Genomic DNA, 25,235 nt, shown 5'->3' with positions numbered 1-25,235 from the left:
TACCACCACAACATCATACAGTGGCTCTTTTTAAGGAACCATAATTTCCTTAATCTGGAGTTCTCATCACAGCGACGGAAAACAAAATGAGTCAAATCAATCAGTTTGGACAACACATCGGCGATGCACTTGTAGACTGGCAACCGTGCCAGCATCCTGAGCGAGTGACGCTAAAAGGTCGCACCTGCTCGCTTGAACCCCTGCGGGTAGAGCACGCCAACGCGCTTTTTAGCGCCTACCAGCAGGCGGAAGATACCCGGAGCTGGACATGGTTACTGCGTGAACCAGATGCGAGCAGTGAAGAGTTTACCGCATGGGTCGCCAGCGTCAGCGCGCTTGCCGATCCTATTCACTTCGCGGTTATCGACAATAAAACTCACGCCCCGGTGGGCACGCTCGCGCTGATGCGAATTGATGCCAAAAATGGCGTGGTGGAAGTCGGTCATGTTCACTTTTCACCGCGACTCAGCCGCACGCCGATGTCTACAGAAGCACAGTACCTGCTGATGCGTTACGTGTTTGAGACGCTCGGATACCGTCGATACGAATGGAAATGCAACAGCCTGAATGAGCCTTCCCGCCGCGCGGCGCTGCGTTTAGGTTTTCAGTATGAAGGCCGCTTTCGTCAGGCGCTGGTCATCAAAGGGCATAACCGCGACACCGACTGGTTTTCGATTATTGACAGTGAATGGCAAGGGATAGCGCGCGCATTGCAGAACTGGCTCGCCGCCGACAATTTTACCGATGACGGCGAGCAGAAAAAATCCCTGGAAAGGTGGCGCAAAGCGATTGATTAACGTCTTTTCTTACGGCCCTGGACGGCCTTAAAACGGGGGTTGGATTTACAAATCACGTAAAGCCGCCCCTTGCGTTTGACAATCTGGCAGTCCGGATGACGTTGTTTGGCACTGCGCAGTGAGTTAAGTACCTGCATGGTTAACCTCGTTTCGCATTCAGGAAACCAGCAAACCGCTGGCGGAAGCGCGCAGTGCTGCCTTCATTAGAGAAGGTTTTCTGCTTGCCGGTGTAATACGGATGCGATTTCGACGAGACATCAAGGGTGATGTACGGATAAGACACGCCGTCGAGTTCAATCTCGCGGTCGGTTTTAATCGTCGAACCCACCTTGAAGAATTCATTAACGCTGGTGTCGTGAAAAACGACGGTACGGTAGTGCGGATGGATATCAGGTTTCATCTTAGGCTCGATATGTTTTGTTATAACATAACAAAAGTCTATCCGAGTCACTGAACAAAAACAACCCCCCATCCAGGTGGACGGGGGCGAGATTATTTTTCTGCCGCCTGCTCTTTGCCCACCAGCATGGTGGTTAAGACAAATGACAGCACCAGCGCCATCACCACGCCTGCCAGCGCAAAGATGAAATAAGGTCCGATATACGCAGGTAAACTAAAGATGCTTGAGAGAATGTAGCCGTACAGCCGGACACCAAAGAAGGCGATAAACGCCGACGCCAGCGAGCTCGCAACCGTGGCCGCAATAAACGCTTTTTTGTAGCGGGTCAGTACGCCAAACAGCGCCGGTTCCGTAATGCCCAGCAGCGCGGAAATAGCCGCCGAGAGCGTGACCGTTTTATCCTGGCGATCTTTACTTAAGCGCCAGATAGCAAAAGTTGCGCCGGCAATCGCCATATTTGCCATAAACATCATTGGCATCAGCATGTCGTATCCGCGATCGCTAAAGTTTTGCAACGCAATCGGCGTCATCGCATGATGCATCCCCGTTAGGATTGCCACCGGGCGAATCGCCCCCACCACCAGCCCGGCGAAACTTGCCGACACGCTGAACAGCCCTTCGATAAACAGCGCCAACCCTTTACCCAACCAGATACCGATAGGGCCGATCACCACCAGCGCAGCCAGTGCGCCGATAAACAGCGTGAGCGTTGGCGTAAATACCGTTTTCAACACGTCCGGCATAATGCTATCGACCCAGCGGTGGATGTAGCTCAACGCCAAAATAGAGAAGATCACCGGGATCACGCTGGCGGAGTAGTTAAACACCGATACCGGAATAGCATTCAGTAGCCACAGCGCGCTGACGGCTCCTTCCTGATGCGTCGCCAGCGCTTTAGCAGCGTCAATCAATGACGGGTACATCAGACAAGCGGCGACGGCTGCCGCCAGATATTCGTTGGTTTTAAAAATTTTCGCAGCCGACACGGCCAGGAAAAAGGGCAGGAAATAAAAAACGCCGCTGGCAATAAGGTCGATAACCATCACGGTATCGCTTTTCGCTGAAACGACTTTCAGAGCAATCAGTCCGGCCAGTAGGCCTTTGATCATCCCTGCTCCCGCAATCGCCGGGACTATCGGGCCAAAAACACCCGAAACGGTATCCATAAATAGTGATACCAGACTCTTACGCCCTTTGGCGGCGGCAGGCGCTGCGGATTCGTTATCACCCAGAACATTGAGCATTTGCTCGTACCAGCTGTTCACTTTTGGTCCAATAATAACCTGGAACTGATCGCTCTGTAGCTGCGCGCCCAACACGCCCGGCAGTTTTTTTATCTCGTTCTGATCGACTTTATCATCGTCGATAAGATCAAACCGTAGTCGCGTCATGCAGTGCCAGACTTTATTGATATTCCCCTGACCGCCAACCAGACGAATAATATTGTTGATGGCTTCTTGCGTCCCCATAAAAACTCCTGCCGGATGTTGTTGTCGTTTTAATGTAGCTATGAAGGATAATTAAACGCACATAACAAAACAAACCAATAAAACTTGATACCGCTCACACTTACCCACGATAAAGGACTAAAAATCTTTAATCAGGTCAAATTGGTCTGGTTTTTAATTGTTTTACCAGAGAATACCTGACCAAAATAAATATCATAAAAAACGGTTTACCCACCCACATTTTTAGAGCGATGATATTCGCCATAACGTATTCCCACAGCGCAGCAAAGGAGTTATTTCGTGACGCCTGTGATTATCAAAAATATCGCGTGTTTTATTACCCGTCCCGACCGGCACAACCTGGTCACCGTACGAGTGACCACCGAACAAGGCATCACTGGCCACGGCTGCGCGACCTTTCAGCAGCGCCCGCTGGCAGTCAAAACGCTGGTTGATGAGTATCTGAAGCCTCTGCTCATTGGGCGTGATGCCAGCAATATCGAAGATTTGTGGCAGATGATGAACGTTAACGCCTACTGGCGAAACGGTCCGGCGATGAATAACGCTATCTCCGGCGTGGACATGGCCCTGTGGGATATTAAAGGCCAGATGGCCAACATGCCGCTGTATCAACTGTTTGGCGGTAAATCCCGCGACGCGATCCCGGCATACAGCCACGCCAGCGGAGAAACGCTGAAAGATCTGTTTTCCTCCGTCGATGCGCTGCTGGCGCAAGGATATCGTCATATTCGCTGCCAGTTGGGGTTTTACGGCGGCACGCCTTCGGATCTTCACTCTCCTGAAAACCCTACGCCTGGTGCCTGGTTCGATCAGCACGAATACATGGCTAACACCGTCGAGATGTTCCGTGCCTTGCGCGAAAAATACGGCTGGAAGCTGCATTTGCTGCACGATGTCCATGAGCGACTGTTCCCGCAGCAGGCCGTACAACTGGCGAAGCAGCTCGAACCTTTCCAGCCCTACTTCATCGAAGATATCCTGCCGCCGCAGCAAAGCGCCTGGCTGGAGCAGGTACGCCAGCATAGCTGCGTTCCGCTGGCGATGGGCGAATTGTTCAATAACCCTGCCGAGTGGCACGACCTGATTGTGAATCGTCGTATCGATTTTATTCGCTGCCACGTTTCGCAAATTGGGGGCATCACTCCGGCGCTCAAGCTGGCACACCTTTGTCAGGCCTTTGGCGTGCGTCTTGCCTGGCATGGTCCTGGCGATATGACGCCGATTGGCGTGGCGGTGAATACCCATTTGAATATTCATCTGCATAACGCGGCGATTCAGGAGTTCATTCCCCGCTCGGCGACAACCGATAACGTCTTCCCTGGCGCACCTGAGGTAAAAGAGGGCTTTGTTTACCCGCCACAGGCAGCAGGAATTGGTGTGGGGTTTAACGAGCAGCTCGCGCTGGCGCATCCTGTTATTTATCGTCCACACGAGTGGACGCAAAGCCGCCTGCCGGATGGCGCGATTCACACGCCCTGATTTTGCCGCCAGGTTAAATTATCGCGGTTATAAGGGATAACGTAGGTGCAGGTGTAGTTGATGTCGATGATATCGCTCACCTCAAATACGCGCCCGCCATCAAGGATCCCGCGATTATTGATATGCATCGCTGGGCTGCCTTTTTTGCAGCCCAGCATCGTCGCCTGTTCACGACTGACGCTCATGGCGCGATAGGTAGTGAGCATGTGAGAGATAACCATTCCCTTGCTCAGGACATACTGCTGGATTGAGCGTTCTATCGCCTGTTGATTGAGATCGGGAAAATCAGCCACCGGCATACTGGAGATTTCGAGCTGAACTGGCACCTCGTCGACATAGCGCAGCCGACAAAAATGCCAGATAAAACTCTCTTCATCGATGCCAAATATTTGCTGCGCCGCACGATCGGGCCGCTTTTTATGCAGACTAATCATGCGGTAACGTATCTGATCGAAGCGCTTTTCCGTGATCGAGTTATAAACCAGAGGATTATTACGCGCTTGCTCGTTGATCCAGATCCCCGAACCTTGCACAATCCGCACCACGCCAATACTGACTAATTTTTCCAGCGCCTGACGGATCGTAAACCGTGACACGCCGTACTCTTCTGCCAGTTGCCTTTCCGGCGACAGTTTTCGCGGTCCTGGCGTCGTGTCCTGGTAAATTTTGCTGAGCAGATCTTGCGTCACAAATTCTTTTTTTTTCATTGCGCTTACCTGAATGAAATCAATCGCCACGGCATGTTGTAAGATTATCATTTCAGGGCGATGTGTTTCAGCACTTCAGCAAGGAATCCGTAGCATGACAACCCGACATTTAGTCAGCCTGGTGACTGGAATACTGATATTTTCCGTGCTGATCCCTATCTGCCTGAGCGTCTGGCTTGCGCATCGGCAGGCGGAAGAAAAGTTTGTCCAGGATCTGGACCGCTATTCTTCGCGCGTGCTGATTCGCACCAACAGAGTGGTCAGTCAGGCCAAAGAAGCCTTAACGCAATTACAGGCTTTTAAAGGCGAACCCTGTAGCCACGAACACCTGCTCGAAATGCGCAGAGTGGCCTTCTCCTGGCGCTACGTCCAGGAAGTGATGTACATCGATAATCTGAAGCCTGTTTGCTCGTCATTGGAGCAGGTCAGCAAAGCGCCCGCCTTCCCTCCGCCCATGAGAGTCACCCCAGATGGATACGACGCGTGGCTAACGCGACAGAACGATTTAGGCATTAATCGTTATATGGCGGTGCTAGGAACAAAACAGTACGTCGTGATGATCGACCCGTCGTCGCTGATCGACGTGATCCCCTTCGGTGCCTGGCCAATTGAAGCCGCTCTGGTCGGCAATGACAGTAATCTGATCTTTGCCAGCAGCAGCCCGCTGGAACAGCGCATCTGGGAGCAATTGCAGCATCAAAATCTTACTCCTTTGCAGTCCCGAGGGTCGATATATGTGGTGAAAGAAGTCCCCGATCTGCGCTTCTCTGTGGTGGCCTGGGCATCATTGAATCCACTTAAAGAAAGCTGGCATCAGCAGCTGTTGTTCTGGCTACCTTTCGGCAGCCTGGTGAGTCTGCTGGCAGCGATTTTCGTGCTGCGTATTTTGCGCCGCCTGCAATCGCCACGTAACCGCCTTATGGATGCCATTAATGCCCGCGAATTCGTCGTTCATTATCAGCCGATCGTGGCACTAGACAGCGGCAAAATCACCGGAGCCGAAGCCCTCACTCGCTGGCCGCAAACCGACGGCAGCCTTCTGTCGCCGGATATTTTCGTGCCGCTGGCCGAGCAAACGGGGCTGACGTCCCGATTAACCAAACTGGTCATTGAAAAAGTATTCGAAGATATGGGTGAATGGCTGCACCATCATCCAGACCAACATATCTCTGTTAATCTCGCGCCCGCCGATTTGGTGTCCGCCGAGCTGCCGCCTTTGCTGGGCCGCCTGCTAAATCTTTGGCAAATTCCCCCAAAGCAAATCGCTCTGGAGCTTACCGAACGAGGCTTTGCCGACCCGAAAATCAGCGTACCGGCCATCGCTCGATTCCGCCGTTCCGGCCATCCGGTCTATATCGACGATTTTGGAACGGGCTATTCAAGCCTCAGTTATCTTCAGGATTTGGATGTCGATACGCTGAAAATTGATAAGTCGTTTGTGGATGCGCTTGAGTATAAAAACGTGACCCCGCATATCATTGAAATGGCGAAATCGCTGAATCTGGACATGGTCGCAGAGGGCATTGAAACCGAAGGACAGCTGGAATGGTTGCGACGTCACGGCGTTCAGTATGGGCAAGGATGGTTGTACAGCAAGGCTCTGCCAAAAGCGGAGTTTATTCTCTGGGCTGAACATAATTTAGAGCAAGAGTGAGAAGTCGCCCGGCGCGCAGCCGGGCGCGAGCGATCACTCGTCCAGTAACGGCGCGAATCCGCCGTAAATCATTCTCTTGCCGTCAAACGGCATCGACTCGCCAAATTCTTTCATCCGTGGGTCAGACATCAACTTCTTGTTCGCTTCATCGCGCACCGCTTTCGACGGATATTCAATCCAGCTAAAGACAATCTCTTCACCGTCTTCCGCTTTTACCGCCATGCGAAAATCGGTGACGTTGCCGTCCGGAACATCATCGGCCCAGCACTCCACAACCCGCGTGGCGCCGAACTCCTTAAACAGCGGTGCCGCCTTTGCCGCCATCGCGCGATAGGCCTCCTTATTTTCCGCAGGAACGGCAACCACAAAACCATCGACATACTTCATGAGACAAACCTCCGAAGTGAGCGGGCGGCCACCAGGCGTGACCGCCACAGACGATTAAGTTTAGTCCTGTCGCCAGCTAAACGCGTAACGTAGCGAACTTTGTGGCAGGAGATATTCAGGTGAAACGCTGGGACTCCAGGAATCATCACCGCCCACGCCCATGTGGAACGCGTCGATGTTCAACCAACAGCCAGGCTCCTCTTTCAGCAGGTGATGATGCGAGACGTCACGCAACTGCTGCTGGCTGTAGCGGCTAAGCGAGAAGTGAAACGCCCCCTTCAACTGATGCCCGCCAAAGAGCAGTTCACGAGTATCACAGCGCAGTCCATTTTCCGTTGGGAAGATATACGGCGTGTGCAGATCGCAGAGCGGTAACGTCCAGCGTCCCTGCTGCGCTGCCAGCTTTCTGTCCGGATAGTTCTCATGTGGCCCGAGCCCCAACCAGCTTGCCGATTCCGGGGCTTGCTTGAGCTGAACGCTCAGCCCGATTCGCGCAGGTTCAGGGATATCGGATGCCGCCTGCACCTGTACGTCACCGTGCAATACGCCGTTGCCATCGACTCGCCAGACCTTTCGGCTCAGGAATAGCGGCTTACCCTCATACTCCCACGCGTGCAGAGTCGTGATAATCACGCTGCCCGCCAACGGTTCGCCTTCACAGTGCAGCAGACGCGGCACCAGACCGTACATGCCCGCCGCTTTCCAGCGTTCGACCCAGGCATTCGGGTCGATCCGGGTGGCTTCGCTCACGCCAATATCGTTGTCGAGCGGCGCGCGGGTAAAATTATCGACCAGCGGAGCCAGCAGCGTTTCAACCCCCGTATTCCACCACTGTTCCAGATTTCCGCTTTCACGGCTGAATACCCATCGTTGCTTCTGATGCACAACTTCCAGAGTCGTTTCCTGGAGGATCAATTCTGGTTTTTCGGTAGCGGAAACCGGTGAAGCGATAAACAGCGGAGTGGGAAGTTGCCACTGATCCCAGGCGCAACGATGATGCGCTGGCGACCACGGCGTGGCTTCTGTCTGGACGATATCCACATTCAGCCATACTTCGCCTTGTCCTGCGGTCATTTCTGGCAGTGCTACTTCCACTCGCTGCGTTCCCTGCGGCGCAATATTCAGCGCGACCTCGCCACTTGCCAGCACATCGCCATCGCGGGCAACACTCCAGAGTAGAGTCTCATTGTCGCTGTGGCGGAAGAGATAATCGCTTTGCACCTCAATCACCAGCGGCGATGCACTCACCTGCGTAAAGGTGAAAAATTGCTGCGCACGCTGCGCTTCAAACAGCGCCGGATGCGGCGTGCGATCCGGGAAAACCAACCCGTTCAGGCAAAACTGACGGTCGTTAGGCGTATCACCAAAATCACCGCCGTATGCCCAAAATAGCTTGCCGTCGTCATCTTTTTTGCTCAGCGCCTGATCGACCCAATCCCAGACAAAACCGCCCTGCAGGCGCGGATGTTTGCGGAATGCATCCCAGTATTTTGCAAAACCGCCGAAGCTATTTCCCATAGCATGAGCATACTCGCAGAGGATCAGCGGACGGGTTTCATCCGGCATGCCGATCCACTTTTTGATCGACCATTTTGGCACGGCCGGGAAAGGTTGATCCTGATCGACGCGAGCATACATCGGGCACACAATATCGGTCGCCGCCGTGTTTGCTCCCCCGCCTTCATATTGCACTGGACGCGTAGGATCGGTGGCTTTAATCCAGCGATACAGCGCGTCGTGATTTGCCCCATGACCAGACTCATTGCCCAGCGACCAGATGATAATGGACGGATGGTTGCGATCGCGTTGCACCATGCGCGTCACCCGTTCGCTCATGGCGGGCAGCCAGCGGGGATCGTCAGCCAGACGACTCATCGGCACCATGCCGTGAGTTTCAATATTGGCCTCATCGACCACATACAGGCCGTAGCGATCGCAGAGCGTGTACCACAGCGGATGGTTCGGATAGTGGGAACAGCGTACGGCGTTAAAGTTATGCTGCTTCATCAGTTCAATATCACGACGCATGGTGGCTTCATCCATCACCTGTCCATGCTCGGGATGATGCTCGTGACGGTTAACGCCGCGAATGAGTAAAGGCTTACCGTTTACTTTCAGCAGCCCGTTGCTGATTTCTACACGGCGAAAACCAACATCGCAGGCCTCCACCTCCTGTACCCTTCCCTGCCCGTCGCGCAGGGCGATGGTCAGGCGATACAGCACGGGCGTTTCAGCACTCCACAGCGCCGGGTTAGCCACGGGTAGAGAAACGTTGAGTCTTTCAGCCCAGCCTCCTCGCTCGTCAACTATCGCCGAGCCGGGTTTTGCTGTGGCCGTCGCCACGGATTCGCCGTCACGCCATAGCGTTAATGCCACTTCGCCATCGGCAAACTCTCGTCCAGCGAGAGCCACTTCAACCTGCAATTTGGCGCGATCGTAATCGGCGTTCAGTTCGGTGACGACGTGATAGTCGGCGATATGCGTTTCGGGTTTATGCAGCAGCGAGACGTCACGGAAAATACCGCTCATGCGCCACATATCCTGATCTTCAAGATAGCTTCCGTCGCACCAGCGTAGCACCAGCACTGCCAGACGGTTGCTACCGGGGCGCAGCACAGCGCTGAGATCAAATTCAGCGGGCAGACGACTATCTTGCGAATAGCCGATCCATTCGCCGTTGCACCACAGGTAAAATGCCGAGTTTACGCCGTCAAAGACCACGCGCGTTTGCCCATTCTCCAGCCAGTGCGCATCCACATCAAATGTGAGCGAGTAACAACCGGTGGGGTTTTCCTCAGGGACAAACGGTGGATTCACGGCAATGGGATAGGTCACGTTGGTATAAATGGGCGTATCGAAGCCCTGCATCTGCCAGTTTGATGGCACCGGCGTGACTACCGCATTAGCACAGTCTTCCGTTATCCAGCCGTCGGGAACCTGCTCGGGCGCAGCGAAATAGCTAAACGTCCAGTCGCCGTTCAGTGAACGCTTACGCAAGGATCCTGCGTCATCTTTTGCGGATGCTTCATCACGCCAGCTATGAAAAGGCGCATGGGCCGCCAGGCGATGCCACTGGGTGACGCCTGGGTTTTCCCAGTCACGACGGGCTAACAGTTGACGAAGAGAAGGTGTGGGTTTGGCGAACATATTGACCTCTTTGCGAAGCGCTCACAATTTTAGATACCATGCCCTGATTATAAAGGTCGGTAAAGGATCGAAAGGCGGCAAAGCGAGTCAGATCACAAAAGGTTTAGCGTCGCGCCAACTGCTCGGCAATAAGTGCCAGTGATTTTAGCTGCCGCGCGAGATCCTCTCGATCGGCCTGCTGCGGCGAATGCTGCGCGCTGGAGTGACGCTCCACCAGCGTAACGGGAAGCTGCACCTGCCAAAGCGAGTCCTCCGAAGGAGAAAGTAACCACTCGACGCTGCGCTCTCCGGCGTCACGAAAGGCCTGGCGGATCGTTGTTAACGGCGGAGAAAACCAGGCGCTGTCGGTGGTATCATCGAAACCGACCACCGAAATCTGTCCCGGAATCGACACGCCTTTCTCGGCACAGGCGCGCATCACGCCAAGCGCCATCTGGTCGTTAGCAACGAGAATGGCGTGTGGAAGCGTCGCCCCCGCCAGCAACTGATGTCCTTTTTCGTAGCCAGAAGCCGCGCTCCAGTCGCCATGAGCCATTGCGCAAGGCGACATATTGGCCTGCGCCAGACGCGCCTGCCAGCCCGCGAGACGAGCACGAGAAGAGACCGAGCTTTCTGGCCCGCTGAGTAAAGCAATGCGCTGATGCCCGAGCGCCAGAAGGTGTTCTACCCCCAACGCTGCGCCCTGCCCGGCGTTAAATGCCAGGCTGTGAACGTCTGCACAAGGAGAAACATCGAGGAACAGAACGGGAACCGGTGCGGCCAGCCGACGAATTCGTTCGGCATCAGCATCGTCAAGCGGGACGTTGACCAGCAAACCCTCGACGCGCTGCGCCAGCAACTCCTGAAGAGCCGCCTCGCAAAACGTCGGGTGTTCCACCATTGAGATAAGCACGCCAGCCCCGCGCTCACCAGCACGAGACTTGACCGCCGACGCAATTTGCGACGGTGCATGCAGCGCCAGATCGGTGGTTATCAATCCTAGCGTTCGGGTGCGTTTACCCGCCAGCTGCTGCGCCCCTCGGTTGGGCACATAATGCAGTTCGGCCATCGCCTGTTGCACCTTTTCTCGTGTGCGATCGGAGACATGCTCAGCATCGTTTATCACGCGTGAAACGGTTTGATAGGAAACGCCCGCCAGGCGGGCGACGTCATAGAGCGTTATCGCTTTCATACTTTAGACATCAGTTGGGCAGAGCCCGCCATTCTGGCACAGTGTCGCGGCTAAAGCATGTGAGCGCTTCGCAAAATCAAACAACGCTTTCGGGCTGTGGCGTTATGCTCATTTTCGGCTTCTGACGAAACCACGGCAGGCAAATCTGGATGAGTGGGCCGATGGCGAGCGCATACAGCACCGTTCCCACCCCAAACGTTCCACCCAGCGCGCAGCCAATCAGCAACACGGATATTTCGATGGCAGTACGAACGCTGCGAACGGACCAGCCTGTGCGGGCGTTGATACCGGTCATCAGCCCGTCACGCGGTCCGGATCCAAATCCTGCGCCAATGTACATCCCGGTCGCCAGCGCATTGACCACTACCGCAGCACCCAGCAGAACGCTGCGCGCTACCAGCGAACTCATCTCAGGGAGTACAGCGAGTGCGGCGTCGGCAGCTAGCCCAATAACGATAACGTTACTGATCGTCCCAAGCCCAGGCCGCTGGCGCAGTGGGATCCAGAACAACAATACCAGCGCACCGGTCAGGATCATCACCGTACCAATATCCATCGCCAGCAGCTTTGCTACGCCAAGATGGAACACGTTCCACGGATCGGCACCAAGATCGGCCCGGACGAACATCGCGGTGGATAATCCGTAAAATCCCAGTCCGATGTAAAGTTGCAGTAAGCGACGCAGCATGGTTTTTCTCCTGAAGTTTATGCTTTCATCTTCGCTCGAATTGGTCCTATGATTAATGTCCAGTTTTCAAATAGTGGACTACATATGTCATCTCGTCGCTTTGGTAGTCAGTCTCTGGTGCGTCTTATGGGGCACTGGCAGCAAGCCTCTTCCCGCACTCCGCTCTGGCGTCAGCTGGCGGATGCGCTGCGTCTGCTGATCCTTGATGGCAGGCTGGCGTTAGATACCCGCCTGCCCGGCGAACGAGAGCTGGCAACGGCTTTAGATGTCAGCCGCACCACCGTCGGTAGCGCGTTAGCTCATCTGCGTGAAGCGGGTTATCTGGAAAGTCGACACGGCAGCGGCTCGCGGGTGATATTGCCGGATAGCCGTACGATCCCGACCGGTGCGGTTGCCAGTGCCGCGCTGGATCTCTCTACCGCCGCCCTTAGCGCTGGGCCTGAAATTCACCAGGCCTACACTCACGCGCTGACCGCAATAACGCACCATTTGTCCCATACTGGCTATGATCAGTTAGGTTTGCTATCGCTGCGCGAGGCGATTGCCGCCCGCTACACCGAGCGCGGATTACCGACCCGCGCCGACGAGGTGATGGTCGTTAACGGTGCGGTCAGCGGTTTTGCTCTGGTTTTACGGATGTTAACGGGACCGGGCGATCGCGTGGTGGTTGATCATCCGACCTACCCGCTGGCCATCGCCGCTATTCAGGGCGCGTCCTGCCGACCCGTTGGCGTATCCCTCCCCGAATCAGGATGGGACACCGACGGCTTTGCGGCTACGCTGGCGCAAACTGCACCACGTCTGGCATACCTGATGCCCGATTTCCATAATCCCACCGGGCGCTGCATGGATACCGCCACCCGCCGTGCAATAACCGATATTGCGGCACAAACGCGCACCACGCTGGTCGTCGATGAGACGATGGTGGACCTGTGGTTTGATGCCCCACCACCTTTGCCATTAGCCGCATTTAACCCAAAAGCCACGGTAATTACCCTGGGTTCAGCGGGAAAGAGTTTTTGGGGAGGATTACGCCTGGGATGGATTCGTGCCTCTTCGCGCACCATTGCCACGCTTGCTCAGACGCGCGACACGCTTGATCTGGGTTCCCCGTTGTTAGAACAGCTGGCGACCCAGTGGTTGATTGAGCACTCTGCTACTTTCCTGCCCACGCGTCGGCAAATGCTTAAGGAACGCCGGGATCGCTGTAGTGCGCTGATGCGCGAGCATTTTCCAGAATGGCATTTTCATGAGCCAGAAGGCGGGCTGTCGTACTGGGTCGAACTCCCCGGCATGGTCGCTTCCCAGCTTGCCGCCAGGGCACAAACCCAGGGAATTCATCTGGGGACCGGCACACGCTTTGGTCTTTCTGGAGCCTTCGACCGTTATCTGCGTATGCCTTTCTCGCTGGATCCCATCGAACTTGAGCGTGCATTTTTGCAAATCAAACCGCTGTGGGGAACGTTAAATCAAACGGAAGGCGTATTGAAGCGAGGTTTTATTTAAAATAAAAACTGCTGGCTGCAACGAATGCAGTCAGCAGTTTTCACAGGTTTGCATCAGTGCTGAGGAGGAATGGGAAAACCTTTGATAGAAATAATAAAATCCTCACCCTCTTTCTTTATTTTTGCGCCCGTATCACACCAGTCAGACGCAATGCGAAAGAACTCATCACTTCCTACATTCCAGCCAAGACGCACGTGTTTAACGTAACCTGAACGAAGCATGTCACAGGCTTCGTTGTAGTCATTGGCGGTAGACAGTTGTTGTTTCATTTTCTCTTCTTCAGAATTTTGCGTAGTGCCTTGATTTCTTTAGGAGTAAATGGAGTTACATTCTCTTCTTCCGTATGCTGATTATCGATATCCTCTTCCGATACTCCCGCCTCAGCCGCTGCTTCGAAAGCCAACAACAGCAGTTTTTCTGTGGTCACGCTTAAATTCTCGTTATTAACTTCTGCGTAATGGCGAAGTCTTTCTTTTAGCGCTTCATCGATTTTTACGTTTAATACCGCAGTGGTCATGTTTGCGACTTCCCTCAGGAATAAGTTCTTTATTTAATACACGAAGTTAACAGCGTAATCCAGAGTTATATTTTTTGCTTATGACAGTAAAAAGAACAGCCAATATTAATTTGCCAGTCTATTATTACAGGTTTATGACAATAATATTTCAGTGTGATGAAGGATATATTTCAAAGCCATACAAAAGAAATGGATTTAAGAAAAATTATCGGCTGCAAGGGACAAGAAGCGGAATGCGGAAGTATGAGGAAGGCACAAATGGGTGGGGGCCCTGCCAGCTACATCCCGGCACACGCGTCATCTGCTTTGGCTGCTTCCTTCCGGATCTGACCTGGTAAACAGAGTAGCGTTGCGGGAGAACCAACAGAGCCCCCATTGAGAGCGTTGATAGTCGATAACCAACGCGCAGGCGCATTATCCCTGCTCAGTACCCTAATTGCAAGGCGGTGGCGTTTAGATGATGCTTTATTGCGCAAAGGACATGAGTGGGGTTTTGAGGTCGGTTTCTTCAATTAACTAACAGCGACTGCAACGACCAATATGGACACAGGCCAGTTAAGCCAAGGCCGCGCCAAAATGATGTCCCGCCAGAAGGTTTTAATAGACTATCCAGCGATGAGTTCGATCGATTACTTCTGATTCACAGCCTCACTGAATAAAAAATTATCCTTTATTAAACAATCACTTAAATAGAATCACTAATTTACCCATCAGGACTAAATGTTTAGACTCCTCCAAATTAACCACACAAAAAAGGAGAAAATATGGCAATTCCCTCTTATCTTTGGCTTAAGGATGATGGCGGAGCTCTCATCAAAGGTTCTGTAGATGTACAGGATCGCGAGCACTCCATAGAAATCACATCATTTAGCCATAACCTTTACATTCCAACAGATGGTAATACCGGCAAACTAACAGGGACACGTGTGCATGGCGCTCTTATGTTTGAGAAGGAGTTTGATAGTTCCTCCCCTTACCTAATGAAAGCTGTAGCCACGGGACAAATACTTCAAAGTGCGGAGTTTTAATGGTACCGGATTAATGATGCAGGTCAGGAAGTCGAGTACTACAACATGTTGCTGAAAGCGGTGAAAATTGTCTCAGTCACGCCCATGATGCATGACACAAAGACGGTGATAAATACCGGCCATCTTGAGCAAGTGCAATTACGCTACGCTAAAATTACATGGACGTTCAAGGACGGCAACATTCAATATGCCGACGCATGGGCGGAGCGTGTAACGGGATAACTCAACATGGATACAGTTGAAGAACTTAACGGAACATACTTCTACAGGGGATTTTACAACCTTTCCGCTGGTGAGTTGCTCTTCTGGATTTTCCTTGATGAGACTGCTGAACAGTTCGAAACAGGTGATCTGCTGACAGTCGGGTTAATTCTGCTTGGTCAACCTGAGATAGCAACGAGGGGTAAGCCAGGGGGAACAACACCGGGAACATCACCACTCAGTTCACAGCTACGTCATTGGCTAAACATTGAAACCAGACGCTTACCCACACTGACCAACTCCAGTATTAGAAGAATGAAATTTACTTACGTTACCAATCTTGGTGCATTTGTGGGGCGATGGATTCCTATCATTGGTATTGTCGTTATTGCTGCTGATGTCTCTACCATCGCTTACAAGGCAACAACGAAATTCAATACCATAGCCAGAGGAAACGATAAGTTATGGTGACTGATAAGGAGGTCATGACCTGGTATAGCGAAAGATTTAACAAACCAGCTCTTTTCACCAATAAGAAGTGGCCAGTCACAATTGATACAAGTCTCAGCACTGGCAACTACGTTTGGGCTAGTGAGACAGGGGCAGATATCATGAGTGAGTATTTCGAACGCTTTGATGTTAATCCTTCTGGCTTCAATTTTTACAGATATTGGCCTGAAGAGACATTTATCCTTTACTCACTTTTTACTAGCGGGAAGGATGACGATGAACCTGAACCGCTAACGCTTCGTATGCTAGCCGAGTCAGCAAAAGTGGGAAGATGGTTGTATGACTAAAAAAAGATATGGGACGATTGAACCTCTTTGATTGATAGCTTTTGATAGCAATAAAATCTTGAATTTTCGCGCTCTTGCAGGGAACAAACCAAAACTAGATCCTTGTTTAAATTGTCTTTTTTGGCCTATCACAAGGGAGAACAGCATTGGACCAACATGATTCTTTCCCGCAGCGAGTCTGGCAAATTGTGGCCTCTATTCCAGAAGGTTACGTCACGACTTACGGCGACGTTGCCCGGCTGGCGGGTTCACCGCGTGCTGCGCGGCAGGTTGGCGGCGTGCTGAAGCGTCTGCCGGAAGGCAGCACTCTGCCCTGGTATCGCGTCGTAAATCGACATGGCGAGATTTCACTGACCGGCCCGGATCTACAGCGGCAACGTCAGGCGCTGTTATCTGAAGGTGTGCAGGTGTCGGGAAAGGGGGAAATTGATATGCAGAAGTATCGCTGGGTGTATTAAAGCCCTCTCATAAATGAGAGGGCAAAGGGAACCGCTTAGTACTGGGTTGGCGCAGGCACCGCCGAAGACGGGTTCACCTGCGTTGGCGACGTTGACGGAACCGTCGTCGCTGCACCACCGCCTTGCTGCATTGGAACCGCAGTCTGCTGCACCGGTACCAGCGTCAGATCGGCTTTAGTGCCGCCCTGGTTGATCACCGGCTGTACCGTATCGGTGATGAAGACCAGCTTGTCATTCACGGTCACCGCCGCGCTCAGCAAGATTCGCGCATTTGGCTGGATGTCTGCCGGGTTAAACGGCAGCACAAAACTGAACGGCGACTGCTTACCTTCTGTGCGAACCGCTTTTTGCGACAAGACTTTCGATGGCGCGTCGGCCAGTGAAGCATCGGACAGCGTCACTGTCAGAACCGCATCAGGTGGTAAAGCCACTTTCTGACGGATCCAAACCGTACCTGAAACATTTGGCTGCTGCATAGTTGGCTGCGTAGTCGCACCCGCTGCATTTGGGTTTGGCGCTGGTGTCTGGATGTCCGCACTTTTATCCGCACAGGCAGACAGGGCAACCACTACCGCTAAACCACTTAACATGTGCACGAGTTTCATTGAGTTCTCCTTATCATCAATGCACCGACGGGATCGATACCGCCAGATAGTCGTTAACAGAAACATAACGTGACTAAGTGTGGCACATATCACTTATTTCCGCCTGGTTTTGCCTCGTTATTCAGATTATTGCACCCATCGGACCACTTCCGTTTCTGCGTTATAATCAGCTTATCTTTCGCTGTGGCGTATTATTGAGGACAACTATGAGTCAAGCACTGAACAATCTGCTGACATTACTGAATCTGGAAAAAATTGAGGAAGGACTCTTCCGCGGACAGAGCGAAGATCTCGGCTTGCGCCAGGTCTTTGGTGGTCAGGTCGTGGGACAGGCGCTTTATGCAGCCAAAGAGACCGTGCCCGCAGACCGTCTGGTGCATTCATTCCACAGCTATTTTTTACGTCCGGGCGATAGCGCAAAGCCTATCGTTTATGACGTCGAAGTGCTGCGCGATGGCAACAGTTTTAGCGCCCGTAGAGTTGCCGCTGTGCAGAATGGCAAACCGATTTTTTATATGACCGCTTCATTCCAGGCTCCTGAACCTGGCTATGAGCATCAAAAAACGATGCCGCCCGCTCCCGCCCCGGATGAACTGAAATCAGAAACCGATATCGCCCGCGCGCTGGCGCATCTCCTGCCCCCGCAGGTTAAGGAGAAATTCCTGTGCGATAAACCACTGGAGATTCGCCCGGTTGAATTTCATAACCCGATGAAGGGCCATGCCGCAGAGCCGAAACGCCAGGTATGGATGCGCGCCAACGGAACGGTGCCTGCGGATCTTCGCGTACATCAGTATCTGCTGGGCTATGCGTCGGACTTTAACTTCCTGCCGGTCGCTTTGCAGCCCCACGGCGTCGGATTCCTGGAAAAAGGAATGCAGGTGGCGACTATCGATCATTCCATGTGGTTCCACCGTCCGTTCGATATGAACAACTGGCTGCTGTATAGTGTAGAAAGTACCTCGGCATCCAGTGCACGCGGGTTTGTGCGCGGTGAGTTTTATACTCAGGACGGCGTGCTGGTCGCCTCTACGGTGCAGGAAGGGGTGATGCGAAATCGAGGCTGAGGGAACAAACACTAAAAACGGCAACTTGCGTTGCCGTTTTGCTTTTACCTAGGCGTTATACGCATTCTCGCCGTGGCTGTTGACGTCCAGACCTTCGCGTTCCTGCTCTTCCGGTACGCGCAACCCAACCGTCATATCCGCAAGTTTGTAGGCGATAAAGGCAACCACACCTGACCAGACAATGGTGATGCCGATGCTTTCCAGCTGTACCAGAAGCTGATGGACCATAGTCACACCTTCTGCATAACCCACACCGCCCAGAGACGTTGATGCAAAGATACCGGTCATGATGCAGCCGACGATGCCGCACACACCGTGTACGCCAAACACGTCGCAAGGGTCGTCAACGCGCAGAATACGTTTCAGCGCCGTCACACCCCACATACCCGCAAGACCCGCGACCAGACCCACAATCAGCGCCCCGCCGACACCCACAAATCCGCAGGCTGGAGTGATACCGACCAGACCCGCAATGGCACCAGAACACGCACCCAGCAGAGACGGTTTACCGCGTACGACCCACTCACCAAAGACCCATGACAGGATAGCGCCCGCCGTGGCGACAACGGTGTTCACGAAGGCCAGGGCTGCAATTTCGTTAGCCGCACTTGCAGAACCTGCGTTGAAGCCGAACCAGCCGAAGTACAGAATCGCAGTACCCGTAAAGACCATCGGCAGATTGTGCGGTTTAAACGCTTCTTTGCCAAAGCCCACGCGTTTGCCAACCAGATACGCTCCGACCAGACCGGCAACCGCCGCGTTAATATGGACGACAGTACCGCCTGCGAAGTCCAACGCGCCGTGCGCCGCCAGCAAGCCACCACCCCAAACCATGTGCGCAATCGGCACATAGGAGAGCGTCAGCCACACCACGACGAAGATCAACACCGCTGAGAAGCGAATACGTTCAGCCAGCGCACCAACAATCAGGCCAACGGTAATCGCCGCGAACGAGCCCTGGAAAGCAACGTGGATATACTGATAGAAGCTGCCCATTAATGCGGTCAGTTCGATATTTTTTAGCATCACCCAGTTGAAGTTGCCAAAGAAGGCGTTACCTTCGCCAAACGCCAGCGAGTAGCCGTAAACCACCCACAGCACGCAGACCAGCGCAAAAGTCACCGCAACCTGAGTGAGCATAGATAAAACGTTTTTCCCGCGGATCAAGCCGCCGTAAAACAGGGCAATGCCCGGAATCGTCATGAACAGCACCAACGCGGTGCAGATCATCATAAAGGCGTTATCGGCTTTGTCTGCCACCGCAGGAGCAGCCATCGCCAGGCCCGGCAGCAGTGCCAGAGTCCCCAGAGCTGTTTTGATTGTTGCTATCTTCATTTTCTCGATCCCTATCACTGTGTGCCAGGAGTTACTTACAGTGCGGCTTCGTCAGCTTCGCCCGTACGGATGCGAATGACGCGCTGCAATTCGGCAACGAAAATTTTGCCGTCGCCAATTTTGCCGGTGTAGGCCGCTTTGCTCACGACATCGATCACTTCATCGAGCTGATCGTCAGCAATCGCCACATCAATCTTCACCTTAGGCAGGAAGTTGACGCTATATTCTGCTCCGCGATAAAGCTCCGCATGTCCCTTCTGACGACCAAAGCCTTTCACTTCGGTGACCGTCAGCCCCTGAATACCCATTGAAGACAACGCTTCACGAACGTCTTCGAGTTTGAATGGTTTGATGACAACCGTAACCAGCTTCATAGATCCTCTCCAGTCAGAATTCGATAATGGCGGCAGCTAATACACATGAGATATTGCAAGCGCTGTGCCAGAGTTGAAAAAACGGAAGAAAGGCGGCGTAACTGGCGAAGAGAGAAGAGAAAGGGGATGACAGAAAAGAAAAACGCACCACGATAGTGCAGGGTGCGTTTCTTTTTTGCACCAACAAAAAATCCTGTTAGTGACGTGCTTAATTTTGGTGCATCAGGCGCTGAGTGATTCTTCCTCTCGAGCACTGGCCGCAAGCTCTTCGCCTGCCAGCTGCAGCTGATACATTTGCCAGTAACGTCCTTTCGCTTCCAGCAACTCGCGATGATTGCCACGCTCTACCGCTTGTCCACGATGCAAAACCAGAATGGTATCCGCATCAACAATCGTAGAAAGGCGATGTGCAATCACCACCAGCGTCGTATGCTCACGCACCACCGCCAGCGCCTGCTGGATGGCTTGCTCAGTACCCGAATCGATGCTGGCAGTCGCTTCATCAAGAATCAGGATTTGCGGGGTATCGATTAGCACGCGCGCCAGTGCCAGCAGCTGTTTTTGCCCAACGGACAGGTTATTGCCCTGCTCGCCCAGCGTAGTAAAAATGCCGTCATTCAAGCCACGCGCCAGCTCCGCCAACTGAACCTTTTCCAGCACATCCCACACCTGCTGTTCCGTAAACGGGCGGCCCAGCGTGACGTTAGCGAAGAAAGAGTCTGCCATGACGACCGGGTCCTGCTGCACCATCGCAATCCCTTTGCGCAGTACCCCGTGGCTCAGAGAGGACAACGGGCGACCATCAAGGCGAATTTCGCCCTGAGTCAGCGGGTAGTAGCCCATAAGCAGGCTGGCGAGCGTACTCTTACCGCTGCCTGTGTGCCCGACGAGCGCGACAAAGCTACGCGACGGAATATCCAGGTTGATATCCTGTAAAACCAGTCGGTCATCGCGATAAGCAAAGGAGACGTTCTCGACCGCAATAGAACCGCTTTGCAGTTCACGCTCGTCATCACCATAGGTTTGACGCGGTCTGTCCATGAGTTCAAATACGCGTTCACCCGCTACCACGGCCTGTTGCAGTATCGATTGCTGCGTCGTCAATTCGATCAACGGCTCGTTTAAGCGCCCAAGATAGCTAATAAAAGCATACAGCACGCCAACTTCAATGGTGCCGCCAGAACCAAACCCGAACAGCATCAGCAGGCCACATAGCACCAGGGCCGAAAACAGGCTTAGCAACGGACGCAGCAAGAAGCCATCGAGACGCAACGTCTGCATACGCGCCATATAGTGCGAACGGCTGGCCTCACCCATTCGTTCGCCAAAGCGCCCCTGCTGACGGAACTGCTGGATAACGCTCATGCCGTTAATGACTTCATTGAAGCCGTCATTGATATCGGCAAGGTACGCACGTAGCCGACGCACAATCGGCGTGCTGTAGCGCTGATAAATGACCATCACGATCATCACGGCAGGGAAAATGGTGATCGCCACCAGCGCCATGCGCCAGTCAAGGCTGAACATTGCTACCAGCATCGCCCCGACGAGCGCAGCACTGCGCAGCACCGTCGCCACCACCGTGACGTACAGATCGCGGATCACTTCGGTGTCGTTGGTCACGCGTGAAATCACCTGCCCGACGGGCTGAGTGTCAAACTCGCTCAACGGCTGGCGCAGCGCCGCGTCCATGACATCGGTGCGTAACTGTTGCACGACGCCGACCGCCGCCTGATTAAAGAGCAGCGATTGCGCATAATGTAATGAGGCCGCCAGCAGTTGAAGGCCAATGTATGCAACGCCTAGCCCTACCACCAGCCCTAGCGGCATATTACTTTTGGCGACCATATTATCGATGAAATAGCTAATAAGCAGCGGGCCGCTCACCTCCGCAATCGCCGCGACCCACAGCATCACCACGGCGATAGAAAGCGGTTTGCGCCATGGCGAACCGTAAGCCAGCAGGCGTTTTAGCGTGGGCCACAGCTGTCCAAACTTATGCATCCGCGGCCTCCTCGCGCTGTTCAGGTGCGTCATTCAACGCGGCTTCCAGCTGCTGATAGCGATACATATCGCGATACCATCCTGGCTGCTCAGCCAGCCGCTCGTGCTCCCCGCGCTGGGCGATATGCCCGTGCTGCATGACCAGAATTTCATTCGCCTCGGTCAATGCCGATAAGCGGTGAGCGCTAATGATCACCGTGCGGCCTTCGCCCCACTGCCGCAAATTATGCAGAATCTGGTGCTCCGTACGCCCATCGACAGCCGAAAGCGCATCGTCGAGGATCAGGATTTCCGCATTCAGCAGCAGCGCGCGAGCAATCGAAATACGCTGTTTTTGCCCCCCTGAGAGCATCACGCCACGCTCGCCGACTTCGGTTTCGTATCCCTGCGGCAGACGCAGAATATCGTCATGGACGCTGGCGAGCTTCGCCACCTGTTCAATTTCTTCCTGCGTGGCATTGGGATGGCCCAGCGCAATATTATTGGCTACCGTATCGGAGAACAAAAACGGTGTCTGGCTGACGACCGCCAGACGACTGCGCCAGTCATCCAGTTGCAGGCGGGTAAGCGGAATATCGTGAAAACGAATCTCCCCCTGCGTGACATCAAAGTGACGCTGAATCAGTGACAGCACGGTGCTTTTACCTGCCCCCGTCGGCCCACAAATCCCCAGCATCTGCCCGGGACGGAGGGCGAAATGCACGTTATCCAGAACCCGATGGTCTGTTTGCGGATAAATAAAAGTATCAATGGCGACATCCAGCGCCCCGCGCCCTTTTGGCACGGCTTCGCTGCCATCGTTAACGACCGGTGCTTCGGCAAGCATCGCGCGAATACGGCTATACGCCGCGCTACCGCGCTCAACGATGTTAAACATCCACGCAAGTGCCAGCATTGGCCAAATCATCAACCCGAGATACATGACAAAGCTGGTCAATTGACCCAGCGTCATTGAGCCGTTCACGACCATCCAGCTCCCGCCGCCAATGGCCAGCAGGTTTGCCGTACCGATCGCGATATAAATCGTCGGATCGAACCGGGCATCAATGCGCGCCACGCGCAGGTTTTTTGCGCCGGTATCGGCGGCATCGGCGGCAAAGAGAGCAGACTGACGATCTTCCAGACCAAAAGCTTTGATCATGCGGATGCTGGTCATGCTCTCCTGCGTTCTGTCGTTCAGCGACGAGAACGCCGCCTGCGCCAGCTTAAAACGCTCGTGCAATTGATCGCCGTAACGCTTGATCGCCAGCGCCATAATTGGCATCGGCAGCAGGGCAAGCAGCGTGAGCTGCCAGCTGATTTGCGTCGACATCACAATCAATACCGCGCACCCCATCACCAGCGAATCCACCAGCGTAAGCACCCCTTCCCCGGCGGCAAATACCACACGGTCCACGTCGTTGGTGGCACGCGCGATCAAATCACCAGTGCGATGACGCAGATAAAACTCGGGATGTTGACGACTCAACTGGCGATAAAAATCTTCACGCAGTTCAACGGCAAGCTGGTAAGACGCACCAAACAACAGCACACGCCAGACGTAACGCAGCAAATAAACGATCGTCGCCGTAAGCACAAGCGTGCCGACCCACATCATCACCCGTGCGGTGGTGTAATGTTGTTCCGTAACGCCGTCCACCACATATCCCACCACTTTTGGCGGGATCAGTTGCAAGATAGCAATGATGATAAGCAAAGCCACTGCGCCGAGATAGCGTCGCCACTCCCGACGAAAGTACCAGCATAATTGAGCAAATAATCGCACGCGGTAAATTCCTGAAGGTATTGTTCCGGCCTGGCCGGGAAGTTATTCAATGGGTAGTGCTGTGGTGTATTTTATCTGTTCCATGGCGAAGCTTGAGGTGACATCTGACAGGCCCGGCACGCTGTTCACCAGGCGTTTGTAGAAGTCGTCATAGCGTTTCATGTCAGCCACCTGAACGCGCATCAGATAATCGTATTCACCCGCCATGCGCCAAAAACCGAGCACCTCCGGCATGTCTGACACCTCGGTCACGAAGCGGCAATACCAGTCGCTGCTGTGATGCTGTGTTTTTATCAGAACAAACGCGGTCAATCCAAGCCCCAGTTTTTCAGGATCCAGCAGCGCAACGCGCCCCAGCAGGATGCCATCATCTTCGAGTCTTTTGAGACGCTTCCAGCATGGCGTAGTCGTCAGATTAACGGCATCAGCGAGTGCCTGCAAAGAGAGGGTGCAGTCCTTTTGCAGTAAGGAGAGCAGCTTACGGTCAATTTTATCTAACATACCCCACCTCACAGAGAAAATTTTTCTCCTGATATTCTATTTCAAAGGTCAGATAGCAACAATTTTTTCCGTGCTTTTCGCTATGCTGGGCACAAAATGACAAACGGATACAGACGATGAATAGCACTTGGGTCAAACATGCCATCAGCGAGATAAATGCCGACTATCAACGTTCGGCGGATACACACCTGATTCGCCTTGCGTTGCCGGGTTTTACGGGTATCCAGCTGTACCTGAAAGATGAGAGCACGCACCCGACAGGGAGCCTGAAGCATCGTCTGGCGCGTTCGCTGTTTCTGTACGGTTTATGCAACGGTTGGATCAAAGAAGGCACGACGATTATTGAATCATCGTCTGGCTCGACCGCCGTGTCAGAAGCCTATTTTGCTCGTCTGCTGGGCTTGCCATTTATCGCCGTCATGCCTTCCTGCACCGCAAAACGCAAAATCGAACAAATCGAGTTTTACGGCGGCCGCTGCCACTTTGTGGAAAGCGCCTGTGAGATCTACGACGCCTCAGAAATGCTCGCCCGCGAGCTAAACGGCCACTATATGGATCAGTTTACCTACGCCGAACGCGCTACTGACTGGCGCGGCAATAACAATATTGCCGATAGCATTTTCCGCCAGATGAACAACGAGCCGCATCCTGAGCCATCCTATATCGTGATGAGCGCCGGTACGGGCGGGACGTCCGCGACTATCGGCCGCTATATCCGCTGCCAGGGCTACGACACCAGACTGATGGTGGTCGACCCGCAGAACTCCGTGTTCATGGATTACTGGCAGAGTCGCGATGCAAGCTTACGCAGCCCGGTGGGGAGTAAAATTGAAGGGATCGGTCGCCCGCGCGTCGAGCCGTCGTTTATTCCCGATGTGGTTGATGAAATGCTGCGCGTGCCTGATGCAGCAAGCGTGGCGACCGCGCACTGGCTGGAAACGCAGCTCGGTCGTAAAGTAGGAGCATCTACGGGGACCAACATGTGGGGAGTTTTGCAGTTAGCTTCACGGATGCGCGACGAAGGCCGAACCGGTTCTATCGTCACCCTGCTGTGCGACAGCGGTGAGCGTTATCTCGACACTTATTACAATGCCGACTGGGTGAGAATCAACGTAGGCGATCTTGAGCCGTGGAAAGCGCAAATTGCGCAGATGGTGAAATAAAAAAAGCCAGACCGA

25 protein-coding genes, 1 other RNA gene and 1 pseudogene are annotated in these 25,235 nt (G+C 53.6%); 10 read left to right on the top strand and 17 right to left on the bottom strand.

Annotation, left to right across the window (positions count from 1 at the left end; genetic code table 11):
• The first annotated feature begins 86 nt into the window (after positions 1-86).
• Positions 87-797: a GNAT family N-acetyltransferase gene (locus tag AC6EMZ_RS00745; protein WP_498400467.1), complete on the top strand. Its 711-nt coding sequence runs from the start codon at positions 87-89 to the stop codon at positions 795-797.
• Here AC6EMZ_RS00745 and ykgO read toward each other — a convergent pair.
• The 3 genes from ykgO to AC6EMZ_RS00730 form a co-directional block, all read right to left on the bottom strand.
• Positions 794-934, bottom strand: coding sequence for a type B 50S ribosomal protein L36 (gene ykgO / locus AC6EMZ_RS00740; RefSeq protein WP_003859006.1), 141 nt, complete (start codon positions 932-934; stop codon positions 794-796). The genes AC6EMZ_RS00745 and ykgO overlap by 4 nt on opposite strands.
• Before the next feature lie 2 nt (positions 935-936).
• Positions 937-1,197: a type B 50S ribosomal protein L31 gene (locus AC6EMZ_RS00735; protein ID WP_498400466.1), complete on the bottom strand. Its 261-nt coding sequence runs from the start codon at positions 1,195-1,197 to the stop codon at positions 937-939.
• 92 nt (positions 1,198-1,289) lie between these two features.
• A complete protein-coding gene (locus AC6EMZ_RS00730) occupies positions 1,290-2,666 on the bottom strand; it encodes a PTS transporter subunit EIIC (RefSeq protein WP_498400464.1) in 1,377 nt (458 codons plus the stop codon).
• Positions 2,667-2,945: 279 nt separating this feature from the next.
• On the opposite strand from AC6EMZ_RS00730, the gene AC6EMZ_RS00725 reads away from it, so the two are divergent.
• Positions 2,946-4,145 carry an enolase C-terminal domain-like protein gene (locus AC6EMZ_RS00725; RefSeq protein ID WP_498400462.1) on the top strand — a complete coding sequence of 400 codons (1,200 nt, stop codon included), beginning with the start codon at positions 2,946-2,948 and terminating at the stop codon, positions 4,143-4,145.
• Here the strand turns inward: AC6EMZ_RS00725 and AC6EMZ_RS00720 are convergent.
• Positions 4,133-4,852, bottom strand: a complete 720-nt coding sequence (locus AC6EMZ_RS00720; RefSeq protein ID WP_498400460.1) for a GntR family transcriptional regulator — start codon at positions 4,850-4,852, stop codon at positions 4,133-4,135. The genes AC6EMZ_RS00725 and AC6EMZ_RS00720 overlap by 13 nt on opposite strands.
• 94 nt (positions 4,853-4,946) lie before the next feature.
• Here AC6EMZ_RS00720 and pdeB point away from each other — a divergent pair, with 94 nt between their 5' ends.
• The gene (gene pdeB, locus AC6EMZ_RS00715) at positions 4,947-6,506 is read left to right on the top strand and encodes a cyclic di-3',5'-guanosine monophosphate phosphodiesterase PdeB (RefSeq protein WP_498400459.1); all 1,560 of its coding nucleotides are present in this window, start codon (positions 4,947-4,949) and stop codon (positions 6,504-6,506) included.
• Between the two features lie 33 nt (positions 6,507-6,539).
• On the opposite strand, the gene AC6EMZ_RS00710 is transcribed toward pdeB, so the two are convergent.
• The 4 genes from AC6EMZ_RS00710 to yczE all read right to left on the bottom strand — a co-directional run bounded on the left by AC6EMZ_RS00710 (position 6,540) and on the right by yczE (position 11,899).
• Positions 6,540-6,893 carry a DUF1428 domain-containing protein gene (locus tag AC6EMZ_RS00710; protein WP_498400457.1) on the bottom strand — a complete coding sequence of 118 codons (354 nt, stop codon included), beginning with the start codon at positions 6,891-6,893 and terminating at the stop codon, positions 6,540-6,542.
• A gap of 60 nt (positions 6,894-6,953) precedes the next feature.
• Positions 6,954-10,040, bottom strand: coding sequence for a beta-galactosidase (locus tag AC6EMZ_RS00705; RefSeq protein WP_498400456.1), 3,087 nt, complete (start codon positions 10,038-10,040; stop codon positions 6,954-6,956).
• A gap of 103 nt (positions 10,041-10,143) precedes the next feature.
• Complete coding sequence (locus AC6EMZ_RS00700; protein WP_498400455.1) at positions 10,144-11,211, bottom strand: LacI family DNA-binding transcriptional regulator; 1,068 nt, start codon at positions 11,209-11,211, stop codon at positions 10,144-10,146.
• 76 nt (positions 11,212-11,287) lie between these two features.
• Entirely contained in the window at positions 11,288-11,899 is a 612-nt protein-coding gene (yczE, locus tag AC6EMZ_RS00695; RefSeq protein WP_498400454.1) for a membrane protein YczE, read from the bottom strand.
• Positions 11,900-11,983: 84 nt separating this feature from the next.
• On the opposite strand from yczE, the gene yczR reads away from it, so the two are divergent.
• Positions 11,984-13,405 carry a MocR-like transcription factor YczR gene (gene yczR, locus AC6EMZ_RS00690; protein ID WP_498400453.1) on the top strand — a complete coding sequence of 474 codons (1,422 nt, stop codon included), beginning with the start codon at positions 11,984-11,986 and terminating at the stop codon, positions 13,403-13,405.
• 53 nt (positions 13,406-13,458) lie between these two features.
• Here the strand turns inward: yczR and AC6EMZ_RS00685 are convergent, their stop codons facing one another.
• The 3 genes from AC6EMZ_RS00685 to ffs all read right to left on the bottom strand — a co-directional run bounded on the left by AC6EMZ_RS00685 (position 13,459) and on the right by ffs (position 14,288).
• Positions 13,459-13,674: a hypothetical protein gene (locus AC6EMZ_RS00685; protein WP_498400451.1), complete on the bottom strand. Its 216-nt coding sequence runs from the start codon at positions 13,672-13,674 to the stop codon at positions 13,459-13,461.
• Positions 13,671-13,922, bottom strand: coding sequence for a hypothetical protein (locus AC6EMZ_RS00680; RefSeq protein ID WP_498400450.1), 252 nt, complete (start codon positions 13,920-13,922; stop codon positions 13,671-13,673). Before AC6EMZ_RS00680 ends, AC6EMZ_RS00685 begins: the two co-directional genes overlap by 4 nt.
• Positions 13,923-14,191: 269 nt before the next feature.
• Positions 14,192-14,288, bottom strand: an RNA gene (gene ffs / locus AC6EMZ_RS00675) — signal recognition particle sRNA small type.
• A 398-nt stretch (positions 14,289-14,686) separates the two neighbouring features.
• On the opposite strand from ffs, the pseudogene AC6EMZ_RS00670 reads away from it, so the two are divergent.
• The 4 genes and pseudogenes from AC6EMZ_RS00670 to AC6EMZ_RS00655 all read left to right on the top strand — a co-directional run bounded on the left by AC6EMZ_RS00670 (position 14,687) and on the right by AC6EMZ_RS00655 (position 16,406).
• A pseudogene (locus AC6EMZ_RS00670) lies at positions 14,687-15,172 on the top strand (Hcp family type VI secretion system effector).
• A 6-nt stretch (positions 15,173-15,178) separates the two neighbouring features.
• Entirely contained in the window at positions 15,179-15,622 is a 444-nt protein-coding gene (locus tag AC6EMZ_RS00665) for an STM2901 family protein (RefSeq protein ID WP_498400449.1), read from the top strand.
• A 14-nt stretch (positions 15,623-15,636) separates the two neighbouring features.
• A complete protein-coding gene (locus AC6EMZ_RS00660) occupies positions 15,637-15,948 on the top strand; it encodes a DUF1493 family protein (protein WP_498400448.1) in 312 nt (103 codons plus the stop codon).
• Positions 15,949-16,094: 146 nt separating this feature from the next.
• Positions 16,095-16,406 (top strand): MGMT family protein, encoded by a 312-nt coding sequence (locus AC6EMZ_RS00655; RefSeq protein WP_498400447.1) that lies wholly within the window; start codon positions 16,095-16,097, stop codon positions 16,404-16,406.
• A 35-nt stretch (positions 16,407-16,441) separates the two neighbouring features.
• Here AC6EMZ_RS00655 and AC6EMZ_RS00650 read toward each other — a convergent pair whose 3' ends face one another.
• Entirely contained in the window at positions 16,442-17,011 is a 570-nt protein-coding gene (locus tag AC6EMZ_RS00650; RefSeq protein ID WP_498400446.1) for a YbaY family lipoprotein, read from the bottom strand.
• A gap of 206 nt (positions 17,012-17,217) precedes the next feature.
• Between AC6EMZ_RS00650 and tesB the strand changes: the two genes are divergently transcribed.
• Positions 17,218-18,078, top strand: coding sequence for an acyl-CoA thioesterase II (tesB, locus tag AC6EMZ_RS00645; protein WP_498400445.1), 861 nt, complete (start codon positions 17,218-17,220; stop codon positions 18,076-18,078).
• A 48-nt stretch (positions 18,079-18,126) separates the two neighbouring features.
• Here the strand turns inward: tesB and amtB are convergent, their stop codons facing one another.
• The 5 genes from amtB to AC6EMZ_RS00620 all read right to left on the bottom strand — a co-directional run bounded on the left by amtB (position 18,127) and on the right by AC6EMZ_RS00620 (position 24,057).
• Positions 18,127-19,413, bottom strand: a complete 1,287-nt coding sequence (gene amtB / locus AC6EMZ_RS00640) for an ammonium transporter AmtB (RefSeq protein WP_498400444.1) — start codon at positions 19,411-19,413, stop codon at positions 18,127-18,129.
• Positions 19,414-19,448: 35 nt separating this feature from the next.
• Positions 19,449-19,787, bottom strand: a complete 339-nt coding sequence (glnK, locus tag AC6EMZ_RS00635) for a P-II family nitrogen regulator (protein ID WP_012016323.1) — start codon at positions 19,785-19,787, stop codon at positions 19,449-19,451.
• Between the two features lie 222 nt (positions 19,788-20,009).
• Positions 20,010-21,791, bottom strand: a complete 1,782-nt coding sequence (locus AC6EMZ_RS00630) for a SmdB family multidrug efflux ABC transporter permease/ATP-binding protein (RefSeq protein WP_498400443.1) — start codon at positions 21,789-21,791, stop codon at positions 20,010-20,012.
• Positions 21,784-23,556, bottom strand: a complete 1,773-nt coding sequence (locus tag AC6EMZ_RS00625; protein ID WP_498400442.1) for a SmdA family multidrug ABC transporter permease/ATP-binding protein — start codon at positions 23,554-23,556, stop codon at positions 21,784-21,786. Before AC6EMZ_RS00625 ends, AC6EMZ_RS00630 begins: the two co-directional genes overlap by 8 nt.
• A gap of 42 nt (positions 23,557-23,598) precedes the next feature.
• Positions 23,599-24,057: an Lrp/AsnC family transcriptional regulator gene (locus AC6EMZ_RS00620; protein WP_498400441.1), complete on the bottom strand. Its 459-nt coding sequence runs from the start codon at positions 24,055-24,057 to the stop codon at positions 23,599-23,601.
• Between the two features lie 116 nt (positions 24,058-24,173).
• Here AC6EMZ_RS00620 and AC6EMZ_RS00615 point away from each other — a divergent pair, with 116 nt between their 5' ends.
• Positions 24,174-25,220 carry a PLP-dependent cysteine synthase family protein gene (locus tag AC6EMZ_RS00615; RefSeq protein WP_498400440.1) on the top strand — a complete coding sequence of 349 codons (1,047 nt, stop codon included), beginning with the start codon at positions 24,174-24,176 and terminating at the stop codon, positions 25,218-25,220.
• Positions 25,221-25,235 lie beyond the last annotated feature (15 nt).

It is taken from the genome of Enterobacter sp. SCRI0065 (assembly GCF_059766475.1).
The sequence above is the reverse complement of the archived record's forward strand: the minus strand, read 5'-3'. Positions and strand labels throughout refer to the sequence as shown.

Coding starts and splice junctions, on each gene's coding strand:
- AC6EMZ_RS00745 (WP_498400467.1), top strand. CDS start 87: ATGAGTCAAATCAATCAGTTTGGACAACACATCGGCGATGCACTTGTA.
- ykgO (WP_003859006.1), bottom strand. CDS start 934: ATGCAGGTACTTAACTCACTGCGCAGTGCCAAACAACGTCATCCGGAC.
- AC6EMZ_RS00735 (WP_498400466.1), bottom strand. CDS start 1,197: ATGAAACCTGATATCCATCCGCACTACCGTACCGTCGTTTTTCACGAC.
- AC6EMZ_RS00730 (WP_498400464.1), bottom strand. CDS start 2,666: ATGGGGACGCAAGAAGCCATCAACAATATTATTCGTCTGGTTGGCGGT.
- AC6EMZ_RS00720 (WP_498400460.1), bottom strand. CDS start 4,852: ATGAAAAAAAAAGAATTTGTGACGCAAGATCTGCTCAGCAAAATTTAC.
- pdeB (WP_498400459.1), top strand. CDS start 4,947: ATGACAACCCGACATTTAGTCAGCCTGGTGACTGGAATACTGATATTT.
- AC6EMZ_RS00710 (WP_498400457.1), bottom strand. CDS start 6,893: ATGAAGTATGTCGATGGTTTTGTGGTTGCCGTTCCTGCGGAAAATAAG.
- AC6EMZ_RS00705 (WP_498400456.1), bottom strand. CDS start 10,040: ATGTTCGCCAAACCCACACCTTCTCTTCGTCAACTGTTAGCCCGTCGT.
- AC6EMZ_RS00700 (WP_498400455.1), bottom strand. CDS start 11,211: ATGAAAGCGATAACGCTCTATGACGTCGCCCGCCTGGCGGGCGTTTCC.
- yczE (WP_498400454.1), bottom strand. CDS start 11,899: ATGCTGCGTCGCTTACTGCAACTTTACATCGGACTGGGATTTTACGGA.
- yczR (WP_498400453.1), top strand. CDS start 11,984: ATGTCATCTCGTCGCTTTGGTAGTCAGTCTCTGGTGCGTCTTATGGGG.
- AC6EMZ_RS00685 (WP_498400451.1), bottom strand. CDS start 13,674: ATGAAACAACAACTGTCTACCGCCAATGACTACAACGAAGCCTGTGAC.
- AC6EMZ_RS00680 (WP_498400450.1), bottom strand. CDS start 13,922: ATGACCACTGCGGTATTAAACGTAAAAATCGATGAAGCGCTAAAAGAA.
- AC6EMZ_RS00665 (WP_498400449.1), top strand. CDS start 15,179: ATGGATACAGTTGAAGAACTTAACGGAACATACTTCTACAGGGGATTT.
- AC6EMZ_RS00660 (WP_498400448.1), top strand. CDS start 15,637: ATGACCTGGTATAGCGAAAGATTTAACAAACCAGCTCTTTTCACCAAT.
- AC6EMZ_RS00650 (WP_498400446.1), bottom strand. CDS start 17,011: ATGAAACTCGTGCACATGTTAAGTGGTTTAGCGGTAGTGGTTGCCCTG.
- tesB (WP_498400445.1), top strand. CDS start 17,218: ATGAGTCAAGCACTGAACAATCTGCTGACATTACTGAATCTGGAAAAA.
- amtB (WP_498400444.1), bottom strand. CDS start 19,413: ATGAAGATAGCAACAATCAAAACAGCTCTGGGGACTCTGGCACTGCTG.
- glnK (WP_012016323.1), bottom strand. CDS start 19,787: ATGAAGCTGGTTACGGTTGTCATCAAACCATTCAAACTCGAAGACGTT.
- AC6EMZ_RS00630 (WP_498400443.1), bottom strand. CDS start 21,791: ATGCATAAGTTTGGACAGCTGTGGCCCACGCTAAAACGCCTGCTGGCT.
- AC6EMZ_RS00620 (WP_498400441.1), bottom strand. CDS start 24,057: ATGTTAGATAAAATTGACCGTAAGCTGCTCTCCTTACTGCAAAAGGAC.
- AC6EMZ_RS00615 (WP_498400440.1), top strand. CDS start 24,174: ATGAATAGCACTTGGGTCAAACATGCCATCAGCGAGATAAATGCCGAC.